The organism is Geotalea uraniireducens (assembly GCF_027943965.1).
Taxonomy (GTDB): domain Bacteria; phylum Desulfobacterota; class Desulfuromonadia; order Geobacterales; family Geobacteraceae; genus Geobacter; species Geobacter uraniireducens.
The window spans coordinates 2333725-2346366 of record NZ_AP027151.1 but is presented as its reverse complement, the minus strand read 5'-3'; the positions used below and the strand labels follow the sequence as shown (position 1 = coordinate 2346366).

The 12642-nt window shown below is 59.1% G+C and carries 15 protein-coding genes; 5 read left to right on the top strand and 10 right to left on the bottom strand.

Going from position 1 to position 12642, the window contains the following annotated elements; translation table 11 throughout:
- Positions 1-165 precede the first annotated feature (165 nt).
- Together QMN23_RS10930 and QMN23_RS10925 are read left to right on the top strand one after the other, a co-directional pair.
- Positions 166-1491 (top strand): anaerobic C4-dicarboxylate transporter, encoded by a 1326-nt coding sequence (locus QMN23_RS10930; RefSeq protein ID WP_281999340.1) that lies wholly within the window; start codon positions 166-168, stop codon positions 1489-1491.
- A 90-nt stretch (positions 1492-1581) separates the two neighbouring features.
- Positions 1582-1971, top strand: a complete 390-nt coding sequence (locus QMN23_RS10925; protein ID WP_281999339.1) for a response regulator — start codon at positions 1582-1584, stop codon at positions 1969-1971.
- Between the two features lie 92 nt (positions 1972-2063).
- Here the strand turns inward: QMN23_RS10925 and QMN23_RS10920 are convergent, their stop codons facing one another.
- The 4 genes from QMN23_RS10920 to rimI form a co-directional block, all read right to left on the bottom strand.
- Positions 2064-3110 (bottom strand): KamA family radical SAM protein, encoded by a 1047-nt coding sequence (locus QMN23_RS10920; RefSeq protein ID WP_281999338.1) that lies wholly within the window; start codon positions 3108-3110, stop codon positions 2064-2066.
- Positions 3111-3191: 81 nt separating this feature from the next.
- On the bottom strand, positions 3192-4109 hold the full coding sequence (locus QMN23_RS10915) for a dihydroorotate dehydrogenase (RefSeq protein ID WP_281999337.1): 918 nt from the start codon (positions 4107-4109) through the stop codon (positions 3192-3194).
- 41 nt (positions 4110-4150) lie between these two features.
- On the bottom strand, positions 4151-4966 hold the full coding sequence (locus QMN23_RS10910) for a dihydroorotate dehydrogenase electron transfer subunit (protein ID WP_281999336.1): 816 nt from the start codon (positions 4964-4966) through the stop codon (positions 4151-4153).
- 16 nt (positions 4967-4982) lie between these two features.
- The gene (gene rimI / locus QMN23_RS10905; RefSeq protein WP_281999335.1) at positions 4983-5405 is read right to left on the bottom strand and encodes a ribosomal protein S18-alanine N-acetyltransferase; all 423 of its coding nucleotides are present in this window, start codon (positions 5403-5405) and stop codon (positions 4983-4985) included.
- A gap of 164 nt (positions 5406-5569) precedes the next feature.
- Here rimI and purM point away from each other — a divergent pair, with 164 nt between their 5' ends.
- The 3 genes from purM to QMN23_RS10890 all read left to right on the top strand — a co-directional run bounded on the left by purM (position 5570) and on the right by QMN23_RS10890 (position 7615).
- Entirely contained in the window at positions 5570-6616 is a 1047-nt protein-coding gene (gene purM / locus QMN23_RS10900) for a phosphoribosylformylglycinamidine cyclo-ligase (protein ID WP_281999334.1), read from the top strand.
- Between the two features lie 31 nt (positions 6617-6647).
- Positions 6648-7280 carry a phosphoribosylglycinamide formyltransferase gene (purN, locus tag QMN23_RS10895; protein WP_281999333.1) on the top strand — a complete coding sequence of 211 codons (633 nt, stop codon included), beginning with the start codon at positions 6648-6650 and terminating at the stop codon, positions 7278-7280.
- 62 nt (positions 7281-7342) lie between these two features.
- Positions 7343-7615: a cytochrome c7 gene (locus tag QMN23_RS10890; protein WP_281999332.1), complete on the top strand. Its 273-nt coding sequence runs from the start codon at positions 7343-7345 to the stop codon at positions 7613-7615.
- A 106-nt stretch (positions 7616-7721) separates the two neighbouring features.
- On the opposite strand, the gene QMN23_RS10885 is transcribed toward QMN23_RS10890, so the two are convergent.
- The 6 genes from QMN23_RS10885 to QMN23_RS10860 all read right to left on the bottom strand — a co-directional run bounded on the left by QMN23_RS10885 (position 7722) and on the right by QMN23_RS10860 (position 12642).
- A complete protein-coding gene (locus tag QMN23_RS10885; protein ID WP_281999331.1) occupies positions 7722-8036 on the bottom strand; it encodes a zf-TFIIB domain-containing protein in 315 nt (104 codons plus the stop codon).
- A gap of 100 nt (positions 8037-8136) precedes the next feature.
- On the bottom strand, positions 8137-9033 hold the full coding sequence (gene rarD / locus QMN23_RS10880; RefSeq protein WP_281999330.1) for an EamA family transporter RarD: 897 nt from the start codon (positions 9031-9033) through the stop codon (positions 8137-8139).
- Positions 9026-9709, bottom strand: coding sequence for a YkgJ family cysteine cluster protein (locus QMN23_RS10875; RefSeq protein ID WP_281999329.1), 684 nt, complete (start codon positions 9707-9709; stop codon positions 9026-9028). Before QMN23_RS10875 ends, rarD begins: the two co-directional genes overlap by 8 nt.
- Before the next feature lie 87 nt (positions 9710-9796).
- Complete coding sequence (pyrE, locus tag QMN23_RS10870; RefSeq protein WP_281999328.1) at positions 9797-10345, bottom strand: orotate phosphoribosyltransferase; 549 nt, start codon at positions 10343-10345, stop codon at positions 9797-9799.
- Positions 10346-10363: 18 nt separating this feature from the next.
- A complete protein-coding gene (gene purF / locus QMN23_RS10865; protein ID WP_282003865.1) occupies positions 10364-11764 on the bottom strand; it encodes an amidophosphoribosyltransferase in 1401 nt (466 codons plus the stop codon).
- 50 nt (positions 11765-11814) lie between these two features.
- Positions 11815-12642: a phosphoribosylformylglycinamidine synthase subunit PurQ gene (locus tag QMN23_RS10860; protein WP_281999327.1), complete on the bottom strand. Its 828-nt coding sequence runs from the start codon at positions 12640-12642 to the stop codon at positions 11815-11817.

The following is a 12642-nucleotide window of genomic DNA, read 5'->3' as shown; positions in this document are numbered from 1 at the left end:
GTTATACCCCTTCACACAGCCCGGGCAAGCCGTTTTAGGGAAATTAACATGTATTATCGGATAGTTATAGAGTGATGGCGATCTTGGTATCCGCCTTGCTCTTACCAGGGTAAGTTGCTGTAAAGAAAGTGGGCCGGAGCAGGTCCGCGAACCCTGGAGGTAGGTATGGTAATGTTTTGGATCCAGTTTGTCCTGGTACTCGGGGCAATCCTTCTCGGCGTCCGCAGGGGAGGCGTATCGCTCGGCCTCATCGGCGGCATGGGTGTGGCAATCCTGGTGCTCGGCTTCCGGGCGGCCCCTTCCGAGCCGCCTATTGCCGTCATGTTGATCATCCTGGCAGTGGTCACTGCTTCGGCGACCCTCCAGGTGGCAGGAGGTCTCGACTATCTGGTCCAGCTCACCGAACGCCTGCTGCGCGCCCATCCCAAGTACGTCACGATCCTGGCGCCGTTGTCGACGTTTTTCCTGACGGTCTGCGTCGGCACCGGCCATGCGGTCTATGCCCTGTTGCCGGTCATTGCCGACGTGGCGTTGCGGACCAATATCCGTCCCGAGCGACCGATGGCGATTTCGAGCGTGGCGTCGCAAATGGGGATCACCGCCAGTCCGGTGGCAGCGGCAGTTACCACCTTTCTGGCTGTTGCCTCCAAGAGCGGCTATCCGGTAGGTCTGTTCGACATCATCAAGATAACGTTGCCGTCCGGAGTGATCGGCCTGCTGGTGGCGGCTATCTGGAGTTTCAACCGTGGCAAGGACCTGGATAAAGACCCCGAATATCAGGATCGGCTGAAAGACCCCGAATTCCGCCAGTCGCTTGATGCTACCGTGACCACGCTGGACACCAAGATTTCCACGACTGCCAAGTTCTCAGTAGTGCTGTTCTTTGCCGGCGTACTGACGATCATTCTCCTGGCCATGGTCCCGTCTCTCCTGCCGATGGTCAATGGCAAGCCGGTGCCGATGACCACCGTCGTGCAGATCGTCATGCTCGCATTTGGCGCCTTCATCATGTTCGCCAGCAATATCAAGGCGAAAGACATCGCCCATTCCAGCGTCTTTATCGCCGGCATGATCGCGGTGGTTTCTATTTTCGGCATCGCCTGGATGAGCGATACGTTCGTCAGTGCCAATAAGAGCTTCCTGATCGCCAAGATCGGCGAGATGGTCAAGCTGGCGCCCTGGACCTTTGCCATTGCCATGTTCTGCGTTTCCGCCTTCGTCAAGAGTCAGGCGGCAACGCTCACCATCATGCTGCCATTTGGTCTTGCCCTGGGGTTGCCGATTCCACTGCTTCTCGGACTGATGCCGGCCAGCTACGCCTACTTCTTCTTCTGCTTCTATCCCAGCGACCTTGCGGCCATCAACATGGACCGGACCGGCACGACGCGGATCGGTAAATATCTGCTTAATCATAGCTTCATGATCCCCGGACTGATTGGCGTCGGGGTCTCGACGGTGATGGCTTACCTGATTTCCCGCCTGGCGTTTTAGGGGAAGATCTCCAGCGTCAGCCGCTGTGCGTATGGCACCCGGAACGGGCATTCTGTTCCGGGTGCCGTCGTTTGAGCAGAGGAACGAGCCATGAGGAAGAGTTTCAAACAGGGAGACGCTTCGCGGCAACTGTTGTTGGTCGCAGGTGATGCGAGCTGGGGGAAAAGCCTCGGGTTCGTGCTCGAACTTGCCGGTTATCGGGTAACGGTGGTCCAGACACTATTCGAAGCGGCCGACTGGGTAGTCAAACGACTCGATACGGCGGAAAGCTTCTCCGCCCTGGTGATCGGTCCGGGACACTCGTGGACGGATACGGTCTGGCTTTCCGGACTCCTCGGTGCCGCCGGCGCGGCCATGCCGATCATTTGCACGACCCCAGAGCTGCCTAGTGCCGCCGAACTTGACGGCGTCACCGTTGCTGACTCGCCCGAGGAAATCGTTGCCATTCTGGAACGGCTTAGCGGTAAAGCAGGCCGTTAGTCATAATCGGTGCGATCCTTTTCAAAACAGAAAGAGGAGGCACCTGAACGGCCGCCTCCCCTGTTATGTGTGCATTGGCCGGCTGGACCCGGTCAGGAAAGATCACACTCCGCGTATTCGATGCTTTCGCCACGGAAATTCCTCAGCAGCCACATTCTGCCGTGCCGTTCGGCGCAGTCGGGAAGCAGCGGCACCTTCCCTTTTCCACCCGGTGAGTCGATCACGTAGTAAGGGGTTGCCAGTCCCGAGGTATGGCCGCGCAAGGCAGCCATGATTTCCAGTCCTTTGCCGACCGGCGTCCGGAAATGCCCAGTCCCCTGCACCAGATCCATCTGGTGGATATAGTAAGGGCGGACCCTGATCGCCAGCAGCCGCTGCATGAGCAGCTTCATGACGGCCGGATCGTCGTTGATCCCGCGGAGGAGAACCGTCTGGTTGCCGAGAGGGATGCCGGCGTCGGCCAGCCGGGCACACGCCCGGACGGAGAGCGGGGCGATCTCCCGCGGGTGGTTGAAATGGGTGTTGACGTAAAGGGGGTGAAAACGCTTTAGCAACCGGCAGAGTCGGGTGGTGACCCGCTCCGGCAGCGTCACCGGCACCCGGGTGCCGATTCTGATCATTTCGACATGGGGGATTGCCTTGAGCCGGCCGAGAATCTCGCCCAATACGTCGTCGTCCAGCAGCAGCGGATCGCCGCCGGAGAGGATCACATCGCGAATTGCCCCGGTTTGGGCGATGTAATGGATAGCATCGTCGATGGCGCCGCTGCCTCCACCTCCCTGCGTCGGGCAGCCAACCTGGCGCTTCCGCATGCAGAAACGGCAATACATCGCACAGTGGTTCGAAACCAGCCAGACTACCCGGTCCGGATAACGGTGGATCAGTCCCGGCACGGGGCTCAGTTCCTCTTCGTTGAGCGGATCCGGCTGCTGATCGTCCATCAGTTCACGCGGATCGGGGATGCATTGCCGCCAGAGGGGGTCGCCCGGCTGCTCGATCAGGCTCAGGTAGTGGGTGGTGATTTGGAGCGGATACCGCCGGGCAACGGGGATGAGCGGTGCCGCGTCAATACCGAAACGGGCCCCGATCTCCTCCGGAGAGGTTATGCAGACGCCAAGCTGTCGTTGCCATAATTCCATCGAACCGTTACCTCGTGTGCAAACTGAGAAAGGCGGGGATCGCTCTCCCGCCTTTCCTATCGCCAGTTATTCCAGTCGATCTCAGACTTGGAGTGCGCCGATCAACTCCTTGACGTCGTCAATCCCGTGGTTGATCAGGTACTGTTCCATCTCCTCGGCGATCCGCTGGGCAGCCGACGGATTGAGGAAATTGGCCGTTCCCACCTGGACTGCCGTTGCTCCTGCCAGCATGAATTCCAGGGCGTCGGTCCCGGTCATGATGCCGCCGATGCCGATCACTGGAATTTTCACTGCCCTGGCCACCTGCCAGACCATCCGCAGGGCCACCGGCTTGACCGCCGGCCCCGAAAGTCCCCCCGTAACATTGGCGAGCACCGGCCGGCGGCTCGCCAGATCAATGGCCATTCCGGTGAGGGTGTTGATCAGCGACAGGGCGTCCGCCTCGGCGTCGGCGCAGGCCCACGCCATTTCGACGATATCGGTGACGTTCGGCGACAGCTTGACGATCACCGGTTTGATGGTGGCATCGCGCACTGCTTTCACCACCGAATAGGCAGCCTTCGGTTCGGTCCCGAAGACGATCCCGCCGTGCTTGACGTTCGGACAGGAGATGTTGATTTCAAGGGCGGCCACTTCGGGAAGCTTGTCGAGCCGCTCTGCCAGCTCGGCGTACTCTTCCAGGGTATTGCCGAAAAAATTGACGATCACCGGCGTCGCGACGGTTCGGAGGAACGGTAGCTTCTTCTCGATAAAAGCGTCGATGCCGACGTTTTGCAGGCCGATGGCATTGAGCATCCCGCCGGTGGTTTCAACAATCCGCGGGGTCGGATTCCCTGCCTTTGGTTTGAGAGACAGCCCTTTGGTGATCATGGCGCCGATCTTTTCCAGATCGACGTACTCGGCAAACTCTTCGCCGTAGCCAAAGGTCCCCGAGGCGGTCATGATCGGGTTGCGCAGGGTGATGCCGGCTATTTCAACGGAGAGATCGGGTTTCCGCATGTGTGCTCCTTGAATGAATCTGTCGCTCAACAGGGGCTGGTCTATATCCACAACAGCTGGGAAAAATCGAAGACTGGGCCATCCTTGCAGACGCAGCGGTAATCGGGCGAGTCCTCGGCATGCTCCTTCCCTTTGACGACGCAACCGAGGCAGGCGCCCATTCCGCAGGCCATGTACGCCTCCAGCGAGACCTGGCATGGCGTGCCGGTGCGGCGGGAGATTTCCGCCACCGCCTTGAGCATCGGCATCGGCCCACAGGCGAAGATGGTCTTGGCCCGTTGTTCGGCCAGCAGGTGCCGCTCCATGACTTCCGTGACGAAGCCCCGATCGCCGAGAGTGCCGTCGTCGGTGGCAACGTAGGTCTCGACGCCAAGCCGTTCGAACTCGGTGACGCAGAGGATATCATCACGGTTCCTCCCACCGATGAACAACCGGACGCGGTGCTTGTCGACCAGCTTTCGTGCCAGGTAGTAGAGGGGTGCCAGGCCGATCCCGCCGCCGACGAGAATTTTCTCTTCGTCGGGGGTGTCCGCGGCAAAGCCGGTACCGAGCGGGGCGAGGATGTCGAGATGGTCGCCATGGTGATAGGTCGAAAGGGTCTCCGTCCCCTTCCCGACCACTTTGTAAAGAATCTCCAGGTAGACCTGCGGCCCCTGCCCCGGATACTCCGCTTCGTTGATGCCGATGTCGAAGATGCCGAAAGGCCGGCGCAACAGCGGATCGATCGCATTCCGGACCCGCACCATGACGAACTGGCCGGGACGGGCATCCTTCATTTCGGGGGGGGCGGTCATTCGCATCCTGAAGTAGCCCGGTGAAACCTCCCGATTGGAGATGATCATCGCTTTAAACTGCATCGACATGTTCCTCGCTTTATTCGAAGTGGTAGGTCATAAGGAGCGCATCTTCGCCATTTTCATAGTAGCGTTTGCGGCTGCCCGATTCACTGAAACCTGCTCGCCGATACAACTCGATGGCCGGCATATTGGAAATCCGTACTTCGAGCATTACCACCGCCGCACCCCGCTGTCGCAGGTCGCCCAGCGCCCGCTGCAGCAACTGCCGGCCAATCCCCTGACCACGATAGCCGGGGGCGACGGCAACATCGAGGATTTCCCCTTCGTCATGTACCAGCATCGGACAGATGTAACCGGCGATCCGGCCATCGGCGTTACGGGCAGCGAGAGGGAACGAATGGGGGGATTGCAGTTCGGCGGCGAAATGATCCCTGTTCCAGGGACGGGAGAACGACTCCGCTTCGATGGCAATGACCTCGTCGAGATCCTGGTAGCTCATCGGGGAGATACTGACGCGAGTATATGCACCCATTTCCTGCCGCATGATATGCAATGGAATTCCCGTTGTAAACTGTTTTTTCGGCCATTGCGCCGCCCAGATTCGGTTTGACTTTTACCGGCGTATAGTTTAAATTTTTTCCCTCATTCACGGGAGGACTGGCTTTGAGCGAAAAAGGAATTACCTATAAAGATGCCGGTGTCGATATCGATGCCGGCAATACGTTTGTCCGGATGATCAAGCCGTTTGTCAAGGCGACTTCGCGTCCCGAGGTCATTTCCGATATCGGGGGCTTCGGCGGGCTTTTTTCCCTGAATACCAACAAATACAAGAATCCGGTCCTCGTCTCCGGGACCGATGGTGTGGGCACCAAGCTGAAGGTTGCGATGCTGGCGAATCGCCACGATACCATCGGGATCGACCTGGTCGCCATGTGCGTCAACGATATCGTCGTTCAGGGGGCGGAGCCGCTGTTCTTCCTCGACTATTTTGCGACCGGCAAACTTGAGCCGGAGCAAGGGGCGGCCATCGTCAAAGGGATCTCCGAAGGGTGCATCCAGGCCGGTTGTGCCCTGATCGGCGGCGAAACCGCCGAAATGCCGGGTTTTTACGAGCCGGGGAAATACGATCTGGCCGGCTTCACGGTCGGCGTCGTCGAGCGGGATGCCATTATCGACGGTTCGTCGATCACGGTCGGCAACACGCTGATCGGTATCGCCTCCAGCGGGCTGCACAGCAACGGCTATTCGCTGGCGCGGAAGATCATTTTCGATGCGATGGGCCTGGGCATTGATGACCAACTCCCCGGCACCGGCCGGACCGTGGCGGAGGAACTGCTTGTCCCCACCAAGATTTATGTGCGAACCGTCCTGAATCTGCTGCGGGATTTCCGGGTCAACGGCATTGCCCATATTACCGGCGGCGGGCTGTTGGAAAACGTCCCGCGTATCCTGCCCAAAGGGTGCAAGGCGGTTATCAGGCGCGACAGCTGGACGGTGCCCCCGGTTTTCCGCACCCTTCAGGAGGCGGGCGCCATCGCTGATACCGAAATGTACCGGACATTCAATTGCGGCATTGGCATGGTCCTGGCCGTTCCGGAAAAAGAGGCGGATGAAATCCTGATCAGGCTGTCCGGCCTTCACGAAGAGGCATTCATCATCGGCGAAATTGCCAAGTGTGAGGTCGGTTCCGAATCCGTTGAGCTGGTCTGACGTCGCGAAATGCACCGAAACTGGAATCGCCATGGCTGACTTACTGAAAATCGGCGTACTCGTATCAGGCAATGGCTCGAATCTGCAGGCCATCATCGATCGGATCGAAGATGGCTATCTGCGGGGAGCGGTCGTCTGTGTCATCAGCAACAAGGCGGATGCTTTTGCCCTGGAACGCGCCCGGCGCCACGGCATCCCCGCTGTTGTCCTCGATCATAAGTCCTATGCCGGCCGCGAAGCCTATGACGAGGCGCTGGTCGGCATCCTCCGCGATTATGGCGTCGAACTCGTGGTCCTGGCCGGTTTCATGCGGATTATCACCCCCGTTCTCCTGGCCGCCTTCTCCGCTGCCGTCATGAATATCCACCCCGCGCTGCTGCCTGCTTTCCCGGGCCTTTACGCCCAGCGGCAGGCGCTCGACTACGGCGTTAAAGTTTCCGGCTGTACGGTACATTTCGTTGATGAGGGAACCGATACCGGGCCAATCATTATCCAGGCGCCGGTGCCGGTATTTGCCGAGGATTCCGAGGAGTCCCTGTCAAAACGGATCCAGGTTGAGGAGCATCGCATCTATCCGGAAGCCGTCAAGCTTTTTGCCGAAAGGCGGCTCAACATCTCGGGAAGACGTGTCGAGATCCTTCCCGCGCCTGATTCTTCCCGCTGATCCCGTTTGCCCGTTTCGGGCAGCGGACCACTTTCGCAGAACACAAGGAAAAGGGAGCCACCATGATTCGATTCTTTTCCATTCTGCTCGCCGTGGTGAGCTGGGCCTCCTTTGCCGGAGCGGCCGACATGATCGTCTTTCCCGCCAAGAACGGCAACGTCATCTTCAATCACAAAAGGCATACCGAGATGCTGACCGATTGCCGAAACTGCCACAACAAGGCGCCCGGCAAGATCGCCAACTTCGGCAAGGAATACGCCCACAAGACGTGCAAGGGATGTCACGAGATTCGCGGCACTGGGCCAACCAGGTGCGGCCTTTGCCACCGGAAATAACGAAAACAGCCGGCGTTGCTCAAAGCGCGCCGGCTGTTTTCGTTTGCCATGATTTGCCGGGGCCTTTTCCGCTGCAGCGCAAAGCCCCCTCGCCTTCTCCACTATCCTATGCCACGTTATCCGACTCATTCTCTGCCTTGAACCATTTTTCGAACCAGCTGCGATGATCCTTGGCGGCAAGGATTTTCAGATCGTTCGGCCCTAGCCAGATCCCGCCGCAATGAGGGCATTTGTCGAGAGGAACGCCACGGAAGGTTATCGCCTGAATCATTTCGCCGCACTTGGGACAATGGTCGCGGCATATTTCCCGCACAAGCCGTTGCCGGTCGGTGCTTTTCATCTTTTCGATCAGTTCCCGCTCCCGCCGATGGATGAATTCGTTTTCCAGCACCTTTTCCCGCTCTTCCCAGATGTTTTTCATTATGGCACCTCCGTTCACGAAAGCTGCCGACCTTGATACCATTATACCAGAATCTTCCTTGTATCCAGGTGAACAGCCGACTACGGAAAGCGGTGCCGAATCAGCGGCTTCTACGAACAGCGTCGTAGGAAAAGAGGGCAAGACCGCACCAGATGGCCAGAAAACTGAGGACGTTAGTCGACGAAAACTCCTCGCCATAGGCCAGTACCGCCAGAAGAAAATGCAGGCTGGGGGTGATGTACTGCAGGAAACCGATGGTGGCAAGTCGAAGCCGGCGGGCGGCGGCCGCGAACCAGATGAGGGGGATGGCGGTAACAACGCCGGAAAGCGGCAGCAGCAGGTTGCGGGTGGTCGAGCCGGTGAGAAACGCCCCTGTTCCGGCGGCACTGGTCGACAGAAGATAAAGGAGTGCCGGCAGTCCGGCGAGAATCGTTTCCACCGTCAGACCGGTGATCGCCGTGACGGCCGCGGTTTTGCGCAACAAACCGTAGAGCCCGAAGGTAAACGCCAGGATCAGGGCGATCCAGGGGAGTCCGCCGTAATGAATTGCCGCGGCGAGAACGCCAATAGCGGCAAACATGAGGCTCACCAGCTGTAGGGGGCGGAGTCGTTCATGCAGAAACAGGTAGCCGAGCAGGACGCTCACCAGCGGTGTGATGAAATAACCGAGGCTCGACTGGAGCACTTCACCGCGTTCGACGGCGAAGATGAACACCAGCCAGTTGGTGGCGATCAGAATAGTCGTGCCGGTGAGGGTCAGGACAGTTTTGCGGGAGGAAAACGCCTGCCGGACCTCGTGCCAGCGCCGGCGACCGCTGACGATCACCACCAGGAAAACCAGCGACCAGACGATCCGGTGGCAGACCACCTCCAGCGGCGGAATGCCGGTAAGCATCTTGAAATAGGCCGGAAAGAATCCCCATACCGTATAGGCGAGAATCCCCAGCAAGACCCCGTGCCGAATTTCGTTGTCATGCCGTTCAGTGGCTTCATTCATGATATGCTCGGTAGGTCTCCCGCCACGTGCGCCAGTCGAAGCGCACAAAATCGATGAGCAGGGCTGTCGGGATGAAAGTGTCGAGTTCGTCGAATGTGGTGCCGGTCAATTGGGCGGAAAAGCTACGCCCAAGGCGGCCCTCTTCATAAAAGAATGCAGGAAAGTCTTCCCTGAGTTGCGGCATCGCCAGCGGGTTCTGCCCGACGAAGTTGAGCGTGCACCACTCGTCATGCAGTACTTCTCCCGTCAGGGCAATGAGCGGTAGCCCATGGAGCCGGCAGGTGAGCGGGCGGTGATCGTAAACCAGGCATCTGCCATCGTCGCCAAGCAGCACGCACGGGGATTCGTCATCGTCCGGCATCAGCTGCTCCCAGTCATTTTCCGGCCGGTAGTTGAGGACAAAAGGTCGCCCGAATTCGGGCCACCGCGACCTGAGCTGCCGGAGCCGCCGGCGACAGCGGGCTAGGACCTTCTCCCGGAGCGGCTTGGCAACGGTAGTTCGGAAACCGTAATTCAGATAGGCCGCGTCGAGCAGGGTGATGTCGAAAAGTCCCCGGCAGCAGTCGGAACAACCGGCTGTACAGTGGACGCTGCTGCCGACAGTCGCTGCCGAACGGCTGAACCAGGTGTCCACACGGGCCAGCAGCGCCCGGTATTGTTGAAATAGTTCGTTCATGGGAAATAAAAGAAAGGCGAAGAGTTGCTCATCGCCTTTCCATGGTTTGCCGTCTGGACTGGATAATCGGCTGGGAACAGCCGTTGTTCAGCCGACGATTTCCGCTTTGGTGAAGATTGCTTTCAGCCAGTATCCTTCCTGCTCGATATTCTCCCGACCCCCTTCTTCGCGGTCGACAAGAGTGACGATGCCGAGAACTTTGAGCCCTTCTTCCTCGGCCCGCCGGACCGCCTTGATCGATGAGCCGCCGGTCGTTACCACGTCTTCGACGATCACCACCCGTGAACCTGGTTTCAGGTTCTTCCGCCCCTCAAGCCAGGCCCCGGTCCCGTGCCCTTTCGGCTCCTTGCGGATGATGAAGGCGGGGATCGGCTGCTTTTCGAGGAAACTGACGACGGAAGTCGCCGTGGCAATCGGGTCGGCGCCGAGCGTCAACCCCCCTACCCCTTCGACGTTTTCCACATCCTTGATCGCTTCGAAAAAGAGCTTGCCGGTCAGATACCCCCCCTCGGGATGGAGGGTGGTCTGCTTGCCGTCGAAGTAGAAATCGCTCTCCCGGCCCGAGGCCAGGGTTACTTTCCGCTTTTCGTAGGAGAGATCCAGAATGATCTGTTTCAGGCGCTGTTTGTCGGTCATTGTTTGTGGTGCTCCTTGTCAAAAAAGGTCGAGCTGGGGCGCTGCCGCCAGCTTGGGAAATTTGATCGGGTAACTGCCGGAGAAGCACGCCTTGCAGTAAGGGGTGCTCCCTGTACCGACGGATTGCAGCAGTCCCTCTTCCGAGAGATAACCGAGGGAGTCGGCGGTGATGTATTTGCGAATTTCCTCAATGGTATGGGAGGATGAGATCAGCTCTTTGCGGGTGGGGGTGTCGATGCCGTAATAGCATGGATAACTGGTCGGTGGCGAAGAGATGCGGACGTGCACTTCCTTCGCTCCGGCGTTGCGGACCATCTTGACGATCTTGCGCGACGTGGTGCCACGGACGATCGAGTCGTCGATGACGACCACCCGCTTGTCTTTCAGGATGTCCCGTACCGGATTGAGCTTGATCTTGACCCCGAAGTGACGGATCGACTGCTGCGGCTCAATGAAGGTCCGGCCGACGTAATGGTTGCGGATCAGCCCCAGTTCGAAGGGGAGCCCGGCTTCCTGGGCATAGCCGAGGGCGGCGGGGACCCCTGAATCGGGCACCGGGATCACGATGTCGGCCTCGACGTGATGTTCCCGTGCCAGCTGCCGGCCGAACTCCTTGCGGACTTCATAGACGTTCTGGCCGAAAATGTATGAGTCGGGCCGGGCAAAGTAAACGAATTCGAAAATGCAGGGGGCGGGTTCAACTTTTTTCAGCGGCGAGAGGGATGTCAGGCCATTCTTGTCGATCACGACGATCTCGCCTGGTTCGATCTCGCGGATGAATTCGGCTTCGATCAGATCGAGAGCACAGCTTTCCGAGGCGACGACCCAGCTGTCGCCGAGCTTGCCGAGGCAGAGCGGCCGGAAGCCATGGGGATCGCGGGCCGCCACCATACGGGTTTCGGTCAGGAACAACAGACAGTAGGCCCCCTTGACCCGGCTCAATGCGTCGACAATCCGGTCCTCCAGCGAATTCTGTTTCGAGGTGGCCAGCAGATGGATGATGATCTCCGTATCCATGGTGGTCTGGAAGATCGATCCCCAGGCTTCCAATTCGTCCTTGATGATCTGGGCATTGACCAGGTTGCCGTTGTGAGCGACAGCAATGGAGCCGCGTGAATAGTCGACCATGATCGGCTGAACGTTCTTGTAGACCGAATCACCGGTGGTCGAGTACCGGACATGGCCGATGGCCGCCGGCCCCGGCAGGGAGCGAAAGATCTCCTGGTTACCGAAGACGTCGGCCACCAGCCCCATGCTCTTGTGGGCGGAGAGGCTTCGCCCGTCCGAGGAGACGATGCCGCAGCTCTCCTGCCCGCGGTGCTGGAGGGCATAGAGCCCGAGATAGGTCAGATTGGCTGCTTCCGGGTGGCCGAATATGCCGAAAATACCGCACTCTTCCGTAGGTCTGTAAAACTTCATCATCTCTCCGATCATGCGTTTGGCGACCGCGGTAACGGCCGATCGAGGGGTTACAGCAGCTTCTCTTTCACGTATGTAGCGGCATTCTTGAACAGGATCAGGCCATCCCCTTCTTCGGGCAACTCTTCACGGGTCCAACGCGGATGGTTGGTGCGGTGAACGAACGCTTCGGGATGGGGCATCATTCCCATCAACCGGCCGTTATCGTTGCAGAGGGCGGCGATGGCGTGAACCGAGCCGTTGGGATTAAGGGGAAATTCCATGCTCGCGGCGGCGTAGTCGGCGGTGGCGTATTTGAATACCGCCAGGTGCCGTTCTTCGATGGCTGCCAGCGTTGCCGGTGAATCGGCGAGTAGCTTTCCTTCGCCGTGGCGGATCGGCAGATAAAGACCTTTCTCTACCCCTTTGGTGAACAGCGATGGCGAGGCCGGATCGACCTTGAGATAGACCCAGCGATCCTGAAATCGACCGCAATCGTTGAACGTCAGCGTAACCGACTGTTCGAGGTACGATTCATCGAGCGCCGGCAACAGCCCCATCTTGACCATCAGCTGGAAACCGTTGCAGACGCCGAGAATCAGCTTGCCGTCGGCGATGAACCGGCTGAGCTGGTCGATGAGATGTTCGGTCGCCCCCTCGATTCTCGCGTACTTCAGCCGGTTGGCCTGGGCCTTGGCGCTTCCCAGGTCGTCACCGTCGAGGAAGCCGCCCGTCAAGTTGAGAAAGTGAAAATCGTCGAGCCGGATATTCCCGGTCAACAGGTCGGAGATATGGGCGATGACGGCTTCGTCGAAACCGCCGAGCCGGCAGGCGTGCGCCGCCTCCCGCTCGCAGTTGGTGCCGTTGCCGGTAATGACAATCGCTCGAGCCTGTTTCAT